Source organism: Sporosarcina sp. ACRSM, from assembly GCF_022346545.1.
Lineage (GTDB): Bacteria > Bacillota > Bacilli > Bacillales_A > Planococcaceae > Sporosarcina.
The window spans coordinates 154,939-174,155 of sequence record NZ_JAKRNU010000010.1 but is presented as its reverse complement, the minus strand read 5'-3'; the positions used below and the strand labels follow the sequence as shown (position 1 = coordinate 174,155).

Here is a 19,217-nt window from a genome sequence, read left to right as displayed (position 1 = left end):
AATAGCTCATTTCTTGCTGACTTTGAATCCGAAGATTCGTTTGTGTTTGTGTCCCCAACAGAGTTGGTTCAACAAACTGTATTTGTTAACGTTTTGCTGTTCAGTTTTCAAGGTTCATATCGCCGCATTCGGCAACAACTTTTCCAGTATAACATTTCCATTCCTGGTTGTCAATACTTTTTTAAGAAAAGTAATTATGGAGCGGGTGAAGGGAATCGAACCCTCATCATCAGCTTGGAAGGCTGAGGTTTTACCACTAAACTACACCCGCATTAAATTTCGATGTTTTTTAAAAATAATGGCGCGCCCGACAGGAGTCGAACCCATAACCTTCTGATCCGTAGTCAGACGCTCTATCCAATTGAGCTACGGGCGCATTATAATGAAGTATGTTTTGGTGCGGTAAAGAGGACTTGAACCTCCACGGGGTTAACCCCCACTAGGCCCTCAACCTAGCGCGTCTGCCATTCCGCCACTACCGCGTCATTTAACGACAAGATTCATTTTATATCATCTCTGATCATTTGTCAACACTTTTCTTGATGGAAAGTGGTGAGCCATGCAGGATTCGAACCTGCGACCCTCTGATTAAAAGTCAGATGCTCTACCGACTGAGCTAATGGCTCTTTGTTGTATAGAATGAAACGATTTAGTTGCATTCGTTTTTTGCTCAAACTGCCTTCGGCACTTTTTGCTTTTTAAAGATATGGCTGGGGTAGCTGGATTCGAACCAACGAATGACGGAGTCAAAGTCCGTTGCCTTACCGCTTGGCTATACCCCATTATCATGTTATCCAAACTACATTACTTAGAGTAAATGTAAATGGTGACCCCTACGGGATTCGAACCCGTGTTACCGCCGTGAAAGGGCGGTGTCTTAACCGCTTGACCAAGGGGCCGTTTAAAGTAATTCGTTTTGTCGATTGCTGTCATTCCCTAATCGACTTTTCCTATTATAGATCCTCGTTTGTATTTCGTCAACACTTTTCCTTCATTTATTTTAAAAAACATTTAAAACGTTGTCAGACCGCACTTTAGACGGTCTGACCCATCGGCAATCGATTCAATTTTTCATACTTCAGCGATCGAACCTTTACAGATGCCGCATCTATATTTTTGCACATCCATTCGTCTCTTCCGTTTATATTCGACTCCGCATGACGTACATCGGTAAAAACGAAAGACTCGTGGAGATTGATTTTTTTGTGCGAGTGGCCTGCAAAATCTAGGCGATGCTGTTTGTTGCAGCAGCTTTTTAAAATCCGCATCACGGTGACGATACCCTTTTCCTTCTATATGAAGATGATAATGACACAGTTCGTGTTTTATGACACCGACCAACTCTTCCATGCCGTAGATTTCGACCACTAATGGATTAATTTCGATAGAGTGATCAGCGAGCATATAGCGGCCGCCAGTCGTTCTTAATCTTCCATTGAAGCGTGCTTCGTGGAGAAACGGCTTTCCAAAGTACTCAAGCGAAGTCTTTTCAATTAACCTCTTCAATTCTTCATCCGTCAACTTTAGCACCTCTTCACCTGATTCATCATTTGGTGTTAGGCGGTAACATCGTCAGTGAGATCCTACCTTTTTTTCGATCAACACTTTCAACCCAAACCGTTACAATATCTCCGGACGCAACAACATCAAGAGGGTGTTTAACGTATCCTTTTTTCAATTTGGAAATATGGACAAGTCCATCTTCCGAAACTCCAATATCGACAAATGCCCCAAAGTCCACAACGTTCCGGACGGTTCCTTGCATTTCCATTCCTTCATATAAGTCCTTGATATCCAGTACATCCGCCTTTAATAACGGTTGCGGATAATCATCCCGAGGATCTCGATTTGGTCTTTGTAAAGTTTCCACAATATCTTTGAGTGTCACTTCTCCGACATCCCATTTTCCTGAGAGAGCTTTGATGTCTAGCTTCTCTAAAGCTTCCGATGCTTCTTTACTACCGATAGATGTTTTTGCCACTCCAGCTTCACCGAGTAATTGCTTGGCTAATGCATAACTTTCCGGGTGAATCCCCGTAGAATCGAATGGATCCGCTGCATCCGGTACACGAAGGAATCCGATTGCCTGTTCATAAGTCTTCGCTCCAAGGCGCGGCACTTTTTTCAGTTCCGTCCGCTTCGTAAATAGACCGCTCTCTTCACGACTTTTCACGATATTTTCCGCAACCGTTTTCGAAAGTCCCGCGACATACTGAAGGAGAGAGGAGGATGCTGTATTCACGTTTACACCTACTCGGTTTACGGCAGTTTCAACAACAAACGTAAGGGATTCGGACAATCGTTTTTTGGCGACGTCGTGTTGGTATTGACCGACTCCAACCGAACCGGGATCGATTTTTACGAGCTCCGACAAAGGATCCTGTAGTCGTCTAGCAATGGACACCGCGCTCCGCTGCTCAACTTGGAGATCCGGAAATTCCTCTCGCGCCTGTGCAGATGCCGAATAAACACTCGCCCCTGCTTCGTTAACAATGACATATGAAATGCCGCTCGGCGCTTCTTTCAAACAATCCGCGATAAATAGTTCCGTCTCACGGGAGGCCGTCCCATTTCCAATCGCGATAATGGCAATCGGGTACTTTTTCAACAAGTCTAAAATAAGTCGCTTTGATTTCTCTTTTTCAGGTTTGGGCGGATGCGGGTAAATGACAGATATCTCAAGTAATTTTCCCGTCTCATCCACGACCGCTAGCTTACAGCCTGTTCGGAATGCAGGGTCTACCCCCAGGACAACTCTCCCTTTCAAAGGAGGTTGTAACAAAAGACTTTTCAAGTTTTCCGAGAAAACATGGATTGCTTGTTCCTCTGCCTTTTCAGTTAAGGCAGCTCTTATTTCCCGCTCGATTGACGGGGCTAGCAATCGTTTAAACGCATCCTCTATCGCCTCTTTTATATGCGCGGCGGAAGGAGAATGCGGTTTTTGTATCAACTGACGTTCGAGTCCTCCGATAATGCGTTCTGACGGGAAGGAAACCCCCACACGTAGGATCTCTTCTTTTTCGCCGCGGTTCAAGGCAAGCACCCGGTGCGGGACGATTTTTTTTAAAGGCTCTTCATATTCATAGTAATTTCCATACACACTGCGCTCGTCTTCCGCCCCTTTTCGAATTGCCGAAACGACTGTTCCTTCAGCCCACGTTTTTTTCCGGATATCCTCACGAAGTGCAGCGTCATCAGCAAATCGCTCAGCAATGATATCTCGTGCTCCAGCAAGTGCATCTTCCACCGAGTGAACATTGGCTTCTTCATTCACAAAAGGCTTGGCTAATTCTTCAGGTACACTAGGTGAAAACTTTAATAGTTCGTTCGCAAGCGGCTCAAGACCACTTTCAATTGCAACCATAGCTCTCGTCCGCCTTTTTTGTTTAAACGGTCGATAGAGATCTTCAATCCTTTGAAGTACTGTTGCACTTTCAATCGCTTTTTTCAATTCGTCATCGAGCTTTCCTTGCTCGTCAATCAGGCGAATGACTTCTTCTTTCCGCTGTTCTAGACCCTTTACATAACTATACGCATCTTCAACTGCTTTAATTTGCACCTCATCTAGTGAACCTGTCTCTTCTTTTCGATAGCGAGCAATGAAGGGGACCGTGTTCCCCTGATCTAAGAGCGCAATCACTTTTTCTGTTTGCTGTTTGCTAATTTCCGCTCTGCCCGCAACGGCTTCAACGATATGGTCTGTCAATTGAATCACCCTTTCTCTACTGTTTACATTTTAACATAGGCGCAGAAAATGCCTGCTTGCAACAAAAAAATAGTTAATTATGTCCAAATAAAAAAACCCACTTCATTTTACAGAAGTAGGCTACCGGCGATGAAAGTCGCGTCATCGCCGCGTTCTAGCGTTTCCAGTACTTTTTTATATAACTCATATGGACCGCAACTATTCGTCAATGAAGCTTTAGGACTTCTCAATGTAACTCCGTCGGAATGAAGAAAAAACAGATCACCTTTCCGATAAGGATACTCCTGCGTTTTCAATCTCTGTGGTCTACCGGACAGATAACCCATTACTGGTAAGGGATACACCATCTTCCCTCCGTTTTGAAGGAGATAAAAACGGACATTCCCTACGCAGCTATATTGTATCGTTTTTCGCTTGTAATCCACTTTCACAATTGCAACTGCCGCTCCCCGTTTTTGAACCATATGTTCGTTGCAACGACTGAGTAATTCATCGAGCGTTTCATCATGATACTCCGCCAATACTTTCGGGACAATCTGGGCAGATTGCCGTGCAATCGGTCCGTTGCCCAAACCGTCCGCTATGGCGCAGATGAAATAATCTTCTGCAGTATACATGAAATACGTGTCTCCGGACTCTCTATTCCCTTGTTTCGCTTCCTGATGAACGTATACCTCAATATGCTCATTTATGATTGAATTCACTATGATACACCACCGGCCGCCAAAATCACTTGCTGCAATTTCTTAATCGCTTTACGTTGTAATCTTGAAACATGCATTTGAGAGATTCCTAATCTCTCTCCCGCTTCCTTTTGGCTCAACTGTTCGATATATGTATATTGAATGATCTGCTTTTCCCGTTCTGATAGTACGTTGAGCGCTTCCGCCACAAGCATGCGCTGATCAGTCTTCTCAAAGCCATCATCCGTGTTACCGATAATATCAAACAATGTGACCGTTCCACCTTCTGAGTCAGCTTCCAATGTATGATCCATAGATAGGGCTTGGTAACTTCTCCCCATCTCCATCGATTCAAGGACCAGTTCTTCGTCCACTTCCAAGAATTCGGCGATCTCGCTAACCATTGGGGAACGTTCCAACTCGGTCGTCAATGTTTCAACGGCTGTTTTGATTTTTGGTCCCAGTTCTTTAATACGTCTCGGCACATGGACAGCCCATGTTTTATCACGAAGAAAGCGTTTGATTTCCCCGATGATCGTCGGCACAGCAAACGCTTCAAAACTTCTCCCAAATTCGGGATTATAGCGACGGATCGCTCCAAGCAAGCCGAGCATGCCGACTTGCACAATATCTTCATGATATGGTTTGCCGTTTGAATATTTTCTCGCAATCGACTGGACAAGCCGCTCATAGTGGAGCACTAAATTGGTTTGCGCTTCCTCATCATTCGTTTCCTGATACTGCTTAATCCATTGGAGAACTTGTTCTTTCGTCCCCGATTCACGATGAGATTGTTCTCTCGACATCCTCATCCCCTCGCTCTCCGCCGAGATATTTGGTCATAAAGACCGTTACGCCCTCCTCATGATGAACTTTCACATCATCCATCAGTGTCTCCATTAAATAAAGACCTAAACCACCCTCCCTTAGAAAACGAGCTTCTTCTTTTTCGTTATAAGGGCCGACACTCTTCTTCGTCTCCTCAAAATCAAAGCTTTTTCCATGATCTGCAACCATGATTTCCAAGCGATCTTCGTAAAGTGCACAACCGACTATCACTTCACCTTGTTCGTCCTCTTTATAAGCATGTTGGACCGCATTGGTGATCGCTTCACTTGAAGCGATCTTCAAGTCTTCAATTTCATCATAAGTAAACCCGAGACGGCTTGCGAGTCCTGAAATCGTTAGCCGTGCAACGCCAATGTACTGCGCTTTCGCGGGAACCTTGATTTCAATGTAGTCATACAGTTGCATCATTGTCCCCACCTTCACCTGTTTCTATATCCATGACCTCGTCCAAACCTGTGATCTCAAAAAGCCTTTTCAGTCGCTTATTGACTCCTGTAATTTTCAATTGACCTCCATTTGACTTGATCGTTTTGTAAAAGCCGACGAAAATACCAAGCCCTGTACTATCCATATAATCGACTTCCGAGAGATCCAATTCCGCCGTCAAGCCATGCTCCTGTCCCGCAGATGCGAGACGTTCCTTTAAAACCGGTGCCGTAAATGCATCGATTTCTCCGACAATCTTAAAGCGTCTGATGCTATTTTCTTCCAATAACTGTACTTGTATATTCATATTCTCACACCCCGAATTTTTCTAATTTCAAAAACGTGCTAATAGGATATATACCCGCTACTTGAAATGTAAAACCTATTTTTCCTCTTTTTTAAAGATGACGATTGTAAAGTCATCTCGCAGTTGAAAATCTTGCAGTTGAGAAAGTCGATTGTATACCGCTTCTGCAATCGTTTGGGCGGAGCGGTCCTTTACTTCCAGCATGATGGACTGGATGATTTCCTCATCGATGAAACCTTGTTCTGTACGGATTTCCGTGACGCCATCTGTCATCATCGCAATAAAGTCGCCTTCTTCTAGAATGACAGATTTCTCTTCATATTCAACGTCCTTGTGAACACCAAGCAGCAATCCTTTCGCACTCAACTCGACAAACTTGCCTTCTGAAGCTTTATAATGGAGGGCTGGTTCATGCCCTGCAGAAGCATAGGAAAAACTGGCATCTCTTGCATCATACTTCCCATAGAACATAGAAATGAACATCGAATCGTCGACACTTTTCTCTACAATTCTGTTTAGAATAGCTAGCGCATTGCACGGACTTGTATTTTCATTTCGCAAGCTATCCATCCCGTACTTGATCATAGACATGCATAATGCCGCCGGAATCCCCTTGCCCATCACGTCTGCCACAGCTACGCTCGCTTCGCTGCAATTATCATTCAAAAAATAGATATAGTCTCCACTTATTTTTTTAGCTGGCTCGGTGACAAACCCGATATCCAACTCTTTAAAGTCGGGTTTCTTTGTTTTCAATAGCGTATCTTGCACTTTTGCCGCCACATTCATTTCCATTTGCATCTCTTCCTGTTTACGGATTAAGCTTTGATGTTCTCTTAGCGCAAGACCGTAATGGATCATCATCTCGATTAAGAAATCAAATGAATGTAGTACTTTATCGGGCACTTCTGGAAATACGTCAACCAATGCATTTTTATGAATGCTGATCACTTCTTCGGGAGAGATCTCTTTTTCGATGAACTCCCTGCTGAACTGCTGGCCAAAATAAAGATTTTCCTCATTTTGGCTGGTTATATATCTCTTTAATAAATCTCTATACTCTTTGCCCACAATTCGAGGCATCCTCTCACATCCCCTTAACGGAGCCATTTCGTGGCGGTAATGATCGTTCCAACCCCGGCTTCCGTGTCCACTTTGAATTCGTCCATCAACCTTTTTACACCTGGCATCCCAGCACCCAACCCGCCGGACGTCGAAAACCCGTCTTCCATTACTTTACGAATATCCGGGATTCCTGGGCCACTGTCCGATGCGATGATCGTAATTCCTCTTAAGCCATTTCCGGTATGCCTTTCAATCTCTATCTTTCCTTTGCCCGCATATAAGTATATATTACGGGCCAATTCACTGATCGCTGTTGTAATACGTGCCTGATCGACTGTTCCGAAGCCCGATTTCTTCGCTTCGTTCCTCCCAAGTTGTCGCGCAGCAACAATATCCCATTCCGAGTGAATATCTACAGAAGACCGGTACTCCATATTCAGGCCTCCAATTCTTGTTGAAGTTTGTCCAACCCGTTTTCGAGATCGAGCGCTGTCAAAACATCCTCCAGACGGATTCCAAGTTCAATAAGTGTAATTGCAACTGCTGGCTGTATACCGGTAATGACCACTTTCGCCCCCATCAATCGGGACATGCTAATCACATCCCCTAATACTTTGGCAATAAATGAGTCGATGAAATCGATTGGCGTTAAATCAATTAGAACACCTCGCGCATTCGTTTCATGCATTTTCTTCAAAAGATCCTCTTGGAATTGGAGTGCAGTTTGATCATCCAATTCCCACTGAATGGATACGATTAACGTTTCTTTTAGTTTTAAAATTGGAATTCTTAAACTCATTGCTATTCAACCTCCACTATGGTTCGGTTCGTTAGCCCCAGTGCTTCCTGCATTCCCCGTTGCAACGTACTCGTTGTTGTGAAGTCACTTAAGTTGATACCCAATGTAACAATGGTTTGGGCAATTTCCGGACGGATACCGACAAGCATACATTTTGCTCCGACAAGCCGGACTGCATCCGCTGCTTGGATAATATGATGGGCAACCATCGTATCGACGACCGGCACTCCGGTAATATCGAGCAACACGACTTCAGCGCGTTGTTTAACCACACCTTCCAGTAAATTTTCCATGATCAATTTCGCTCGTTCCGTATCGATCGTACCGACAAGCGGCATAATCGAAATCTTATCAACGACGGGGATCAAAGAAGCGGAAAGTTCCTGCAAAGCAATTTTCTGCAAGTTTACCGTCCGATCCCACTCCATCGCGTATGCTTCTATAATACTTTCACGAAGGGGAAGAATCCAATTATCGAAAGCCGTCATATAGCTTCGTAAATTGCTTTGATCAATAAATCCTTTTTCCTCCAGCAATTCAAAAGCGATCTTCGAGAAGTGATCGATCGCCTTATTGACAAATTTAATGGACCAACCGAAGCGGACGACTTTTTCTGCGAAATCATTGAGTTGTGCTGTATTAATATCATCTGTTTCTGAAATGTTCGAGGTCATAAGAGAAGCAAATTCATTGCTTGTCTTTTCCACGAGTGGTTCGGGCATGAATTGAAAAAACTTCTCTCCCTTTTCTTCTTTCATACGGGCTCCCCATCGCTCTATAATTGTAGGAAGATTATTATTTATACTTTCTGCCATTCGAATATTCATGATTGTTCCGATGAGCCTCCTTAAGTATTAATACTTTTCTTGTTCTCATTGTAACGAAAAAAAGGATATTACACACTATTTTTGTCGAATAATTGAAAAACACCACAATACAGGCTGTGGTGTTTTTCGAATATGTATGCTCAGAATTTGACGAGTCCGAAGCTCACTTCAAGTGCTTCGTCGACTTTTTCCATCAAATATTCGTCTAGATGTGTGATTTTATCTGTAAGCCTCGACTTGTCAATCGTGCGGACTTGTTCGAGCAGGATAACCGAATCCCGCTCGAAGCCATAGCGCGCCGCATCAATTTCAACATGTGTAGGCAATTTCGCTTTTTGTATTTGTGCGGTGATTGCCGCAATGATCACTGTTGGGCTAAACCGATTTCCAATATCATTTTGAATGACAAGAACCGGTCTTGTGCCCCCCTGTTCTGAACCGACAACAGGTGACAGATCTGCAAAAAAGACGTCTCCACGTTTTATTGCCAAATTTTCATCCTCCGCTTACGAGACGTTCCACCGTATGCTGGGCTTCAATATCTACATGCAAGCATTCCATGGCGATTTTCAAATTGATTTGCGACATTTCGATATAACCTTTCATCATTTCTTCTCGAATGTTATTCGACTCATAATCGGTTACGTATCGCTTTGTCGAAATGTATACGAATTCGCCACGTTCCGGCTCCTGATGGACGACCGTGTGTTCATTTTCATTCAGCATCCGTTTCGGAATTTTAACAATGACTTCCTTCATATTCTTATTTGCACGCAACGTCAGCACCTCCGACAAACCCGTTCCCTCATTTCAATACATGTTCATCTTACCATTGAATGTGTGCAATGAGAAGACATAGAAGGGATATTATTGACAGGTTTCTGCAATATTGCAACTGTTTTTGTCGAAAGTGCGGATATTATGTGTGCTGTCGTTCTTTTCCCGTATATATTCTCGGAATTCGCCTCCCGATCGAGACGGCAATTTCATATGGAATTGTGTCAAGGCGCTTCGCCCACTCTTCCAAACGTATTTCTTCTTCTCCTTGACGACCGATTAACACCACCTTTTCTCCGATATTCATTTCACGAGGTAGCCTCACCATGCACTGATCCATGCAAATGGTTCCAACGATCGGCATCCTTTCGCCGCCAATAAGCACTTCCTGGCCGCGCAATCCACGTTTCAAACCATCAGCATAGCCGATCGGGATTGTCCCGATCCATTCGGCAGCTTTCGTTTCATACGTCCCGCCATAACTGATTGCAGTATTCGCTTCCACCTTTTTCACAAATGCAAGCTCACTTTCAATCGACATCGCTTTTTCAAGGCGGAGCGGCAACTGCCCTTCTACAAACTCAGAGGGGGCTATGCCATAAAGCCCGATTCCAAACCGGACCGCGTCCAGTTGATACTCCGGGTATAGGAGGGTTGCCGCACTGTTTGATGCATGAACAAGCCTCGGTTTTTCAGGCAACTTCTGAACAAGTTCCATAAACCGCTTGAACTGTTCTTCTGTTTTATCGGGCCTGTCTTCATCTGCGCAAGAGAAATGGGTGAAAATACCATCCAACACGAACTGATCCGAACATTCGACAAGTGAAATGAGGGCTTGAAGTGCGCCTGCATCCCTTAGTCCAATTCTACCCATTCCACTGTCAATCTTTACATGAATTTTCAACTGTTTTTCAAAGTCCGCACTCTCGTCCAGAACGTGTCGGAACCATTCTACATCCGCTACCATGAGCGTAATCCCTAGTTCGGCAGCTTTCTTCGCAAAAGTGATTGGGGATGGCCCCATGACCAGGATATCTCCACTGATCCCATTCGTTCGAAGCCATACTGCCTCGTCCGGTGTCGCAACGGACACCATCATGGCACCCGCTTCTAAAGCGGCGGCGGCTACTTCGACATCTCCATGTCCATAGCCATCCGCCTTCACGACTGCAATCACTCCACCAGAAACGATTCCATATTTTTTTAAATTCCGGACATTACTCCGGATTGCATCCAAATCAATATTTACTTGCGTTGGACGATAATGAGTACTCTGCTCCATATTCACGCCTCATTTGTTAGAGTATTTCCTCTATTATCATTCCCTTCCTACCTTTCGTCAATCCATTTATTTCATTTCCGCTTCTGTCATTGATGCAGCCACTTCGATCATCTCATCTTGCGACAATGTATCGGAAGCGATGAAAAAGGAGACGCCTGCACTTTCCCAACGTAAGGAGTTTTCCGTTAACGCCCCGATTGCAAAGCCAAGGTCAACCGGGTCGCCTTCAACTGAAACCGGTACTTTGTTTTCAGGTCTCACGGCAGGTTCTTGAATGATGACAAATTCCTTTTCCCCATCTCCTACGCTATATGTCATGAATGAACGTGTTCCGTTTTCCGTCGTCATCTCTTGTTCATCCAGCACTGTGAGACCTTCGATTGATGGATAATGTGTGTTCAACCCTGTCTCAGTATCCCCTTCTGTTTTTGGCTCATTCCCTGTATTCGAACCTTCCATTTCCACATTATACTCTGCCGCTTTCCGTTCTTTTCCGAGCGTGATCTGTTTGAATGAAATCCGGATCTTCTCTTCATTATTTTCATCTAGAACAGAAACATGTTTAGGCAACAAGGATTTTTTGTCGATATGAATCCTTTGGGTCGGAAGCACTTTCTTATGATTATTTTGCGTGGCGGTTTCAAAAATATACTCTTTGTCTTCTTCAATCATTGTCGCGTTTTCGTCTGCCTTGATATCGTCATGCAAAGCACCGATCAAATACCCCTGACTGTTTTGTGCAGGCCAATCACTTTGGAACTTATACGTTTTACCGAGCGATGGCGTAATGACAAAAACCCCTTCATCATTGCGTACGATCATCTGTGAATCTTCACTACCCGCTTGCGAAACATTGACGCGATAAAATTGAGGCTTCGTATGCCAGACTTCAACATCGTACATGCGCGGTTCTGCACCTGTCTTGATCTCCATTGTGGCGGTCAGCTCATACCCTTTCGTATCATTCCATTTTCCACTGAGTTTCTTCATGACATCCTCTTTCGTTGGTGCTCCACAAGCTGCGAGGATTACCATGACTGCAACTAACATAAAAGCAATTATCCGGCTACGCATACAGTTCATCCTTTCTCATTTCAATCAGGTAGGTCATCATATGAGAATGGACGAACAATTATGCAAGGAGGATTACTTGAGCTGCCGCAACCGTCCTCGTATGCGTGATGGAGATATGCCCCATTACTTCTACGCCTTTGAAGTAGAGGAGCGGCTTCCCACTCTCCGCCGGCAAAATGCTGATATCTATAAAATTACAATCCGCACCGATGCCTGTTCCTTTCGCTTTGGCGAAAGCCTCTTTCCCCGCGAAACGTCCCGCAAGGAATTCAATCCTGCGCTGTGGTGAAAGTGCGTCATAAATTTTAAGTTCTTCATCAGTGAGCGTTCTGAAACGGAATTTCGGTGATCTACTATCCAATTTGGCGATACGATTCAATTCCACAATATCGAGTCCAATTCCTGCTATCAATTTGCATCTTCCTTTCCAAATAAACAAAAGCGCAAGCGCCTGTTCAGGGGCGACAGGCATAAGGCGGGTGGATGAAGGTAGGCAGTCTAAGATCGCCGCGTCCTGAAAGAAAGTGCCTTAATTTCTGCAAAGGATGCAGAAATACGGCAAATCGAACCCTCCGCTGTTCGATTGGCAACGACTGCATGACCTACATCCTGTAGGCCCAAGTGGCGTTCTTTGCCACATAGTCGACTTGACTTATGACCCGAGCCCCTAGGCGCTGGAGCCTAGACGGAAACTATCCCTGTTATAACCTATCCACAGTTCCGATTTTATAGTTTCCTTAGCCACGAAAAAAAATGTATAATGGGCTTAACAGATTGAGGTGAAAAAATGTTTAGCCGCACAGAAAACTTTTCGCAATATATCCGTCTTTACCCAGTTGTCACATTTTTCCTAGCGTTGAATATTCTCATCTTTGTATTGACCTACATCCCCTTCATCGGAAATCAAATCTATTTTGCCGGTATGGGCATCAACTACTTGATATCGAATGGGGAATGGTGGCGGTTGTTCACGCCGATGTTTTTACATGCTGGGATCATGCATTTACTGTTCAATATGTTCTCCTTATTCCTCTTCGGGCCAGAGCTTGAGAAAATTGCAGGTAAAGCGCGCTTTCTCACCATTTATTTGCTCGCCGGGATTTTCGGCAACATCGCGACGTTTTTCCTACGCGGACCTGAATATGCGAGCGTCGGCGCAAGTGGAGCCATTTTCGGGATTCTAGGGGCATTCGGTGCGCTTGTTTATTACACAAAACATATCCTGCCCCAGCTCAGACAAATCATCGTCCCGATCATCATTGTCAGCATCATTATGACCTACTTACAACCGAACATTAACACGACTGCACACATCGTCGGAATGATTGTCGGATTTCTGATTGGACTTAGCTATTTCCATCCGAAGCGGATTGTCAGTTGGCGTAAACCAAAAGGTACTAAATGAAAAAGGATAGGACAGAAGGGAGAATCCCCTCTGTCCTTTTAAATGTCCTCAAATGTACTGTCGTTCACATTTTTCCCATACCATGTCAAAATCTTTTCAGCTTCCATTTCATCCATATGGGGAATCTGCGCTTCAAATACCCCCATCCCGGATTTAACACTGGCAGCTATTGTTGCAACTTTTTTTCGTTTTTGGAAATAATTCCGTTTCATCTTCATCGATTGAATTCTTTTTTTCGTCAAGTAAGCGGTTTGCAAACTGAACCCCCTAAAACGCATTGTCAATTGGTTCCCACTCAAATCGAATGCGGCGGAGCGATGTTGCCACAACCCAAAAAGGATGATGAACGGGATGATCAATAAAGAAAACAGACCGTATGGGAAGAAAAAGTAAATCAAAGCCCCGATCGCTGGAGTCATCCAAAGGAAATCGATCCGATAGAAGAAATGTTTGCCTCGTGACGGGAGCTTGTTGGTAGGCTTATCTAAAATCAGCTCTGGAAATATCTCTTTCAACGGAGCGTCGATGCGTTTCTTTTTCACAAGCGGAAAAAGAATAATTTTCGCCCCTTCAGCACCTCCACTCCCTGCACTGTCGATGGCCACAGTTGCATAGCCGAACAATTGCCTGAACGGATTTTCGATAATACGTACACTTTGCACCCGGTTCAGCGGTACGGTCATCCGTTTCTTTTCAAGCAGGCCGCGTGTAATAATAATATCTTGTTCGACTAACGAGACGGCGAAGCCATAATAAGAGAGGAACGTCATCGCAACCGACAGTCCCCATACGAGGACGAATCCGAGAAAGACGAATATCGCAATGAGCAATACCCCGAATCGGATGAAGGATGATACTTCTTCATACATCCACTCAAACGGAATCAGCTCCGCAAATTGTGATAAGAAAACCCCTGCCCCCGAAAGGATGATGCCGATCCCTCCCGAAGTTGTCGCTAATAGGATCAAGTCTTTCGGCGTCATTTTAAAAACCGGTTTTGCCTGTGACTCTTCCTCCATCACACCTTCAACGTCGAAAGCCCCTTCCTCAGACGACACAGCTTTTTTTCTATTTTTCGCTTCAGCCAATTCATATTCGATCCGATTTGCAGCTTCTTTTGTAATGGCAGTCAGTTCCGCCTCCGCTTTCTTGGAAGTGGAACCGCCCGCTGTTTCCACTTTCACTTTCACAAGCTTGAAAGGACGATGTAAAATGCCTTCCGTATAATCAAGGCTTTGGATTCGATCGAATGGTATGTAACGTTTCTTTTTCACGAACAAGCCATATTCAATCCGAAGCTCATCTTCTTCAAACCAGTATTCAAAACGTCTCCACTTAATGATGCCTGAGATGAAAAGTACGATCATCAAAATACCAAAAATCATAAATGTCAAATAATCCAAATACCATTTCCCTGTATCATTGAATCCGTTCGCAAATAGAAGAACGACTAGTGGGATAATCGCTTCCTTCGCTGTTTTCAGCACTTCGATCAATGCGGTGATCCAATGCAATTGATAACGCGTCTTAGACATCATCTTCCGCCACCCTTGCAAGTACCGAAATGCGACTTCTCATATTATCCGCTTCCTCCGATACGAGTGCTGGGATCGTATGTGTCGTTGCAGCGGTTGAAATGGTGATTTCAGAAAGATCATATTTGCGAAGGATCGGACCTTGCGCCGTATCAACATGTTGGACACGCACCATCGGAATCAATGTCCGTGTCACGATAAACAGTCCATGTTGCAATTCGATTTCCGATTCGCGCACTTCATAACGCCAGCGCATCCATCTCACTTTTGGAAATAAATAAATGAAAAAATACGCAAATAAAATGACAACTGCCGAAGCAATCGCATAAATCCACCAAGGCCAATCAAAAATATAAGTCAACACACCAGCGCCTATCGCTAACAACAGAATGACAGCCGTTTGTATACTTCCATATAATCTCCAAACCTTCAGTCCTTTTTCCGATATCCGGTTCAATGGTTCCGCTCTCATCCAAACACCTCTTTCCATTTCCTCTATTCTATACGATTCAGCTAAAGAAATGTTTCAACTTTTTTGGACAAAGAAAAAAGTCGGGCACCATCACCCGACTTTTTTGTAATGCTTATTTTTCTGATCTGCTATAGCGTGAACGACCGCCATCTCTTCTTGAACCGTCACGTCCACCGCTGCGGCGTGATCCGCCGCCTCCGTGGCCACGTCCGCCTCCGTAGGAGCGACCGCCGCTACGGTTTCCTTTGTAGCCGCCACCGCTACGTGAAGAACTTCTGCGTGCCGGCAATGGACGCTCTTCCGTAATCGTGACTGGTGTATCATCTGGCTCATGTGTCAATGAACGGATGGCTGCCGCCACCAAGTCCGTCGCCTCATATTTTTCAAGCAATTCACTTGCAAACTGTTTGTAATCGCTCAATTCGTTTTTGCCCATGATTTCCACAAGCTGTTCAACTGCTAAGCGTTGCTGACCTAGCAATGCTTCATCCGAAGATGGTGGATTCATCGGTGTCATGCGCTTTTTCGTTGTTTCTTCAACAATGCGCAAGTATCCCATCTCACGTGGTGTGACAAATGTAACTGCCATACCGCTTTTTCCAGCACGACCAGTTCGACCGATACGGTGAACATAGCTTTCAGGATCTTGCGGAATATCGAAGTTATACACATGTGTGACACCTGAAATATCGAGTCCACGTGCAGCAACGTCTGTTGCAACAAGAATATCGATTTTATTTTCCTTGAACTGGCGAAGTACGGACATCCGTTTCGCTTGTGTCAAGTCACCATGGATTCCTTCTGCAATGTATCCGCGGATGCTGAGTGCATGGGAAAGTTCGTCGACCCGGCGTTTTGTACGACCGAATACGATTGCTAGTTCAGGCTGGTGCACATTCAAAATGCGTGAAAGGATATCGAATTTCTCGCGCTCATGCGCTTTGATGAAATACTGGTCAATATTTTCAACAGTCATTTCTTTTGACTTAATTTTAACGATTTCTGGATTTTGCATGAACGTTTCCGCGATTTTACGGATTGGTCCAGGCATTGTCGCTGAAAATAGAAGTGTTTGACGCTCTGCTGGAACGCTTGCCATGATTGTGTTGATGTCTTCGATGAAGCCCATGTTCAACATTTCATCTGCTTCGTCCAGAACAAGTGTCTGTACGCCATCCAATTTCAGTGTTCTGCGTTTAATATGGTCAAGAATACGTCCCGGTGTTCCGACAACAATTTGCGGGTTGTTACGCAATGCGCGGATCTGACGTCCGATTTCCTGTCCGCCATAAACGGAAAGGATACGTGCGCGTTTATCATAACCGATACGGTAAATCTCTTCTGAAACTTGGATTGCCAATTCGCGCGTCGGTGCAATGATCAGCGCTTGAACCGCTGGATTTTTTGTGTCGATTTTTTCGATGATCGGAATACCGAACGCCGCCGTTTTCCCTGTACCCGTCTGCGCTTGACCGATAATATCACGGCCTTCCATTCCAAACCTAACCGTACCTTCCTGGATAGGTGTCGCTTCCTCAAACCCCATACGGCTTAAAGAACGCTGTGTTGATTCACTGATATTCAATTCTGAAAAATTAGTCAAACTGTTCAATCTCCTTTGTTTTTTCATTTGACAATTGGTTACATTTGCAAATGAAGGCGCGGCAAATTCGAGCCTGTTGTGTAAATGAGGGAACGTTTCCGATATTTTGCATTCTCTAAAAGTAGAGGTTATGGTTGAAAAGGAAAGCCCGGTCTTTGCCGAGCGGTTCGGTCAACGGATCAAATCAGATGATCAAACCGGTAGATTCAAAAAAAAGTACCCTTCAATAATTGAAGAGTTCCCGTGTAAATGTATCCAATGCTCATCACAGTGTACCATGCCCAGAATAAGTCTGCAATCAATCCGCTTAAGTAGTAATAATCAGTTTTCTTGCATAAACGCTAACACTTCATCGAACCAATTGTCACAATCGTCGCTATAACAAATATGATGCTTCCCAAATGGTGATTTTATGAATACCTTTTTTTCGGAACCGAGCTTTTTGTAAAGATATTCGGCTGCGGAAAATGGCACGATGCCGTCCTTCATTCCTTGGACAATACATACGGGCGCTTGAATCCGTTCATAATAGGGTTCTACGGTTTTGACGATGCGCAAAAATTCAAGCGTGGCGCGGAATGGCGTATGGGTCAATTTATAATCATACAAATGATAAAACGTATTCGGAGGATACTTTTTCTGGATTGATCCGGTCCATAGGATGCCAAGATCCCGCAAAAGAATGCGGGGGCTAATGTACTTAGCAGCTGCACTTAACAGGACGAGCTTATCGACTTTATAGCGTAATGCAAGGTACATCGCAATCAGTCCGCCCATCGAAAAGCCGACCACGATGACGCGGTCGACTTGTTGTGCCAGCTTTCGAATAGCAAGTTCTGCCTCCATCAGCCATGTGTTCGCTGAAGCTTTGCGAAGCTCCAGCTTCACACCATGACCTGGAAGCGTCGGAACGGAAACCAACCAATCCGTTTTACTCCTTACATAATTGACAAGCGGGCGTACTTCGAATGGACCGCCTGTAAATCCGTGGATGAACAGCACACCGGTTTTCATCCTTTATCATCCTCGCCTGTGAATGCATGCAACACATGCTCAAGCGCCATCCCTCTGGAACCTTTTAACAAGACAATTGAATCTTCGCCTGCATATGTGTGCAACTCTTTTACAAGCGGGCTATAGTCGTTCTCCGACCAAACCAGACAGGCAACCGTTCCTCGTTTCTGCAGCTCATCATACAGCCATTTCATGCGGGAGCCATAGAGGAGGATCCCCTTCAAGTCCATCGGCAAAATTCGCTCAGCCAGCTCCACATGGTACCGCTGTTCGTCTTCTCCGAGCTCAAGCATATCGCCGAGGACAAGCCATTTTTCCTTGCGCAATTGTGTATGGTCTATGAAATCGAGCGCCGCACGCATCGAAGTCGGTGCCGCGTTGTAGGCATCATTGATAAATAACGAACCATTTGCTGCCACAACCGGTTGCATGCGCATATCCGTCAACCTCGCGCCGCGAAGAGCTGAACAAATCGACTCTTCCGAAATGGCAACTTCCTTTGCCAACAATAGGGCGACGAGCGCATTTTTCACTTGGTGTGTCCCGTATACCGGGATTGAATAGTCCCCTGTCAGCAAGCCGGTCACTGTGAAACGGCTTCCTTCATCGCCTGTTTCGATCGCTTCCAGCACGAGGTCATTCCCTTTGCCATAACCGAATGCGATTGCCTGCAAACCGGGCTTTTGCTCCACAAGTGCACGGAGCAATGGTTCGTCCCCGTCGTAGTACAATTTTCCGCCTTGCTGCAAGCCGTCGATAATTTCAAACTTCGCTTTGGCGATCCCTTCGCGTGATCCGAGGTCTTGCATATGGGCTTCCCCGATATTCGTGATGACAACGTAATGCGGTTTTGCTAATTCGGATAAAAAGGAGATTTCGCCAAAACCGCTCATGCCCATTTCCAGCACAGCAAACTCCGTCTCTTCTTCAAGCGACAATACTGTTAGCGGCAAGCCGAGTTCATTATTAAAGTTCCCTTCCGTTTTCCGCACGTTGAAAGAAGGACCAAGGACACTAGCTACCAAATCCTTCGTTGATGTCTTCCCGTTAGATCCGGTAATCCCGATAATTTTACATTGCAATTCGTCCCGATAGGCACGCGCCATCGACTGGAGAGCCAACTCGGAATCTTCTACAAAAAGAAGCGGCACATCAGCAGGTGGGTTCGGCTCATCTGCCAGCCAAAGGGATGCGACTGCACCATTGGCAATCGCACGTTCCACATACTGATGTCCGTTCACTTGCTCACCTCGAAACGGGATGAACAAGTCGCCATCCTTCACTGTACGGGAATCGATCGACACGCCCGTCACCGTCACATCTTCCATTCGCTGCCCTTTTGCTTGTAGCCACCCGGCGATTTTCGTTAACTTCCGCTTCACTTCAAACCACT

The 19,217-nt window shown here is 44.9% G+C and carries 21 protein-coding genes and 6 tRNA genes; 1 reads left to right on the top strand and 26 read right to left on the bottom strand.

Annotated features, from left to right (window positions below; genetic code table 11):
• Window positions 1-197: 197 nt before the first annotated feature.
• The 21 genes from MHZ95_RS16180 to acpS form a co-directional block, all read right to left on the bottom strand.
• Window positions 198-271 (bottom strand) — tRNA-Gly (locus MHZ95_RS16180).
• Between the two features lie 28 nt (window positions 272-299).
• Window positions 300-376, bottom strand: a tRNA-Arg gene (locus tag MHZ95_RS16175).
• 19 nt (window positions 377-395) lie between these two features.
• Window positions 396-482, bottom strand: a tRNA-Leu gene (locus MHZ95_RS16170).
• Between the two features lie 68 nt (window positions 483-550).
• A tRNA-Lys gene (locus MHZ95_RS16165) sits at window positions 551-626 on the bottom strand.
• Between the two features lie 81 nt (window positions 627-707).
• A tRNA-Gln gene (locus tag MHZ95_RS16160) sits at window positions 708-782 on the bottom strand.
• A 42-nt stretch (window positions 783-824) separates the two neighbouring features.
• Window positions 825-899, bottom strand: a tRNA-Glu gene (locus MHZ95_RS16155).
• 172 nt (window positions 900-1,071) lie between these two features.
• Complete coding sequence (locus MHZ95_RS16150; RefSeq protein ID WP_239391815.1) at window positions 1,072-1,521, bottom strand: SprT family protein; 450 nt, start codon at window positions 1,519-1,521, stop codon at window positions 1,072-1,074.
• 25 nt (window positions 1,522-1,546) lie between these two features.
• The gene (locus tag MHZ95_RS16145; protein ID WP_255726804.1) at window positions 1,547-3,706 is read right to left on the bottom strand and encodes a Tex family protein; all 2,160 of its coding nucleotides are present in this window, start codon (window positions 3,704-3,706) and stop codon (window positions 1,547-1,549) included.
• A gap of 107 nt (window positions 3,707-3,813) precedes the next feature.
• Window positions 3,814-4,410: a PP2C family serine/threonine-protein phosphatase gene (locus MHZ95_RS16140; RefSeq protein WP_239391814.1), complete on the bottom strand. Its 597-nt coding sequence runs from the start codon at window positions 4,408-4,410 to the stop codon at window positions 3,814-3,816.
• Window positions 4,410-5,195, bottom strand: a complete 786-nt coding sequence (sigB, locus tag MHZ95_RS16135) for an RNA polymerase sigma factor SigB (RefSeq protein WP_239391813.1) — start codon at window positions 5,193-5,195, stop codon at window positions 4,410-4,412. The genes MHZ95_RS16140 and sigB overlap by 1 nt, the downstream gene beginning before the upstream one ends.
• A complete protein-coding gene (gene rsbW, locus MHZ95_RS16130) occupies window positions 5,170-5,643 on the bottom strand; it encodes an anti-sigma B factor RsbW (protein ID WP_304649451.1) in 474 nt (157 codons plus the stop codon). Before rsbW ends, sigB begins: the two co-directional genes overlap by 26 nt.
• The gene (locus MHZ95_RS16125; protein WP_239391811.1) at window positions 5,630-5,971 is read right to left on the bottom strand and encodes an STAS domain-containing protein; all 342 of its coding nucleotides are present in this window, start codon (window positions 5,969-5,971) and stop codon (window positions 5,630-5,632) included. The genes rsbW and MHZ95_RS16125 overlap by 14 nt, the downstream gene beginning before the upstream one ends.
• A 75-nt stretch (window positions 5,972-6,046) precedes the next feature.
• Window positions 6,047-7,054, bottom strand: coding sequence for a PP2C family protein-serine/threonine phosphatase (locus tag MHZ95_RS16120; RefSeq protein WP_239391810.1), 1,008 nt, complete (start codon window positions 7,052-7,054; stop codon window positions 6,047-6,049).
• A gap of 14 nt (window positions 7,055-7,068) precedes the next feature.
• Window positions 7,069-7,470: an anti-sigma regulatory factor gene (locus tag MHZ95_RS16115; protein ID WP_239391809.1), complete on the bottom strand. Its 402-nt coding sequence runs from the start codon at window positions 7,468-7,470 to the stop codon at window positions 7,069-7,071.
• Between the two features lie 2 nt (window positions 7,471-7,472).
• Window positions 7,473-7,835 (bottom strand): STAS domain-containing protein, encoded by a 363-nt coding sequence (locus MHZ95_RS16110; RefSeq protein ID WP_239391808.1) that lies wholly within the window; start codon window positions 7,833-7,835, stop codon window positions 7,473-7,475.
• A gap of 2 nt (window positions 7,836-7,837) precedes the next feature.
• Window positions 7,838-8,662, bottom strand: coding sequence for an STAS domain-containing protein (locus MHZ95_RS16105; RefSeq protein ID WP_239391807.1), 825 nt, complete (start codon window positions 8,660-8,662; stop codon window positions 7,838-7,840).
• 140 nt (window positions 8,663-8,802) lie between these two features.
• A complete protein-coding gene (locus MHZ95_RS16100) occupies window positions 8,803-9,153 on the bottom strand; it encodes a type II toxin-antitoxin system PemK/MazF family toxin (RefSeq protein WP_239391806.1) in 351 nt (116 codons plus the stop codon).
• A gap of 4 nt (window positions 9,154-9,157) precedes the next feature.
• Window positions 9,158-9,448: a transcriptional regulator gene (locus MHZ95_RS16095; protein WP_370643088.1), complete on the bottom strand. Its 291-nt coding sequence runs from the start codon at window positions 9,446-9,448 to the stop codon at window positions 9,158-9,160.
• 133 nt (window positions 9,449-9,581) lie between these two features.
• A complete protein-coding gene (gene alr, locus MHZ95_RS16090; RefSeq protein ID WP_239391804.1) occupies window positions 9,582-10,721 on the bottom strand; it encodes an alanine racemase in 1,140 nt (379 codons plus the stop codon).
• A gap of 66 nt (window positions 10,722-10,787) precedes the next feature.
• A complete protein-coding gene (locus MHZ95_RS16085; protein WP_239391803.1) occupies window positions 10,788-11,795 on the bottom strand; it encodes a LolA family protein in 1,008 nt (335 codons plus the stop codon).
• Between the two features lie 58 nt (window positions 11,796-11,853).
• On the bottom strand, window positions 11,854-12,207 hold the full coding sequence (acpS, locus tag MHZ95_RS16080; RefSeq protein WP_239391802.1) for a holo-ACP synthase: 354 nt from the start codon (window positions 12,205-12,207) through the stop codon (window positions 11,854-11,856).
• A 375-nt stretch (window positions 12,208-12,582) separates the two neighbouring features.
• Between acpS and MHZ95_RS16075 the strand changes: the two genes are divergently transcribed.
• Window positions 12,583-13,200 carry a rhomboid family intramembrane serine protease gene (locus MHZ95_RS16075; RefSeq protein ID WP_239391801.1) on the top strand — a complete coding sequence of 206 codons (618 nt, stop codon included), beginning with the start codon at window positions 12,583-12,585 and terminating at the stop codon, window positions 13,198-13,200.
• A gap of 38 nt (window positions 13,201-13,238) precedes the next feature.
• On the opposite strand, the gene MHZ95_RS16070 is transcribed toward MHZ95_RS16075, so the two are convergent.
• From MHZ95_RS16070 to MHZ95_RS16050, 5 genes are all read right to left on the bottom strand, one after another.
• Window positions 13,239-14,738 (bottom strand): PH domain-containing protein, encoded by a 1,500-nt coding sequence (locus tag MHZ95_RS16070; protein ID WP_239391800.1) that lies wholly within the window; start codon window positions 14,736-14,738, stop codon window positions 13,239-13,241.
• Window positions 14,728-15,207, bottom strand: coding sequence for a PH domain-containing protein (locus tag MHZ95_RS16065; protein ID WP_239391799.1), 480 nt, complete (start codon window positions 15,205-15,207; stop codon window positions 14,728-14,730). The genes MHZ95_RS16070 and MHZ95_RS16065 overlap by 11 nt, the downstream gene beginning before the upstream one ends.
• A 112-nt stretch (window positions 15,208-15,319) precedes the next feature.
• Window positions 15,320-16,810 (bottom strand): degradosome RNA helicase CshA, encoded by a 1,491-nt coding sequence (cshA, locus tag MHZ95_RS16060; RefSeq protein ID WP_304649448.1) that lies wholly within the window; start codon window positions 16,808-16,810, stop codon window positions 15,320-15,322.
• Between the two features lie 321 nt (window positions 16,811-17,131).
• On the bottom strand, window positions 17,132-17,824 hold the full coding sequence (locus MHZ95_RS16055; RefSeq protein ID WP_239391798.1) for an alpha/beta hydrolase: 693 nt from the start codon (window positions 17,822-17,824) through the stop codon (window positions 17,132-17,134).
• Complete coding sequence (locus tag MHZ95_RS16050) at window positions 17,821-19,206, bottom strand: UDP-N-acetylmuramoyl-tripeptide--D-alanyl-D-alanine ligase (protein ID WP_239391797.1); 1,386 nt, start codon at window positions 19,204-19,206, stop codon at window positions 17,821-17,823. The genes MHZ95_RS16055 and MHZ95_RS16050 overlap by 4 nt, the downstream gene beginning before the upstream one ends.
• Window positions 19,207-19,217: the final 11 nt, after the last annotated feature.

Bases quoted from the DNA above. Each gene is read 5' to 3' on its own strand.
- sigB (WP_239391813.1), bottom strand. From the start codon at position 5,195: ATGTCGAGAGAACAATCTCATCGTGAATCGGGGACGAAAGAACAAGTT.
- rsbW (WP_304649451.1), bottom strand. From the start codon at position 5,643: ATGCAACTGTATGACTACATTGAAATCAAGGTTCCCGCGAAAGCGCAG.
- MHZ95_RS16125 (WP_239391811.1), bottom strand. From the start codon at position 5,971: ATGAATATACAAGTACAGTTATTGGAAGAAAATAGCATCAGACGCTTT.
- MHZ95_RS16120 (WP_239391810.1), bottom strand. From the start codon at position 7,054: ATGCCTCGAATTGTGGGCAAAGAGTATAGAGATTTATTAAAGAGATAT.
- MHZ95_RS16115 (WP_239391809.1), bottom strand. From the start codon at position 7,470: ATGGAGTACCGGTCTTCTGTAGATATTCACTCGGAATGGGATATTGTT.
- MHZ95_RS16110 (WP_239391808.1), bottom strand. From the start codon at position 7,835: ATGAGTTTAAGAATTCCAATTTTAAAACTAAAAGAAACGTTAATCGTA.
- MHZ95_RS16105 (WP_239391807.1), bottom strand. From the start codon at position 8,662: ATGAATATTCGAATGGCAGAAAGTATAAATAATAATCTTCCTACAATT.
- alr (WP_239391804.1), bottom strand. From the start codon at position 10,721: ATGGAGCAGAGTACTCATTATCGTCCAACGCAAGTAAATATTGATTTG.
- MHZ95_RS16085 (WP_239391803.1), bottom strand. From the start codon at position 11,795: ATGCGTAGCCGGATAATTGCTTTTATGTTAGTTGCAGTCATGGTAATC.
- MHZ95_RS16075 (WP_239391801.1), top strand. From the start codon at position 12,583: ATGTTTAGCCGCACAGAAAACTTTTCGCAATATATCCGTCTTTACCCA.
- MHZ95_RS16070 (WP_239391800.1), bottom strand. From the start codon at position 14,738: ATGATGTCTAAGACGCGTTATCAATTGCATTGGATCACCGCATTGATC.
- MHZ95_RS16065 (WP_239391799.1), bottom strand. From the start codon at position 15,207: ATGAGAGCGGAACCATTGAACCGGATATCGGAAAAAGGACTGAAGGTT.
- MHZ95_RS16055 (WP_239391798.1), bottom strand. From the start codon at position 17,824: ATGAAAACCGGTGTGCTGTTCATCCACGGATTTACAGGCGGTCCATTC.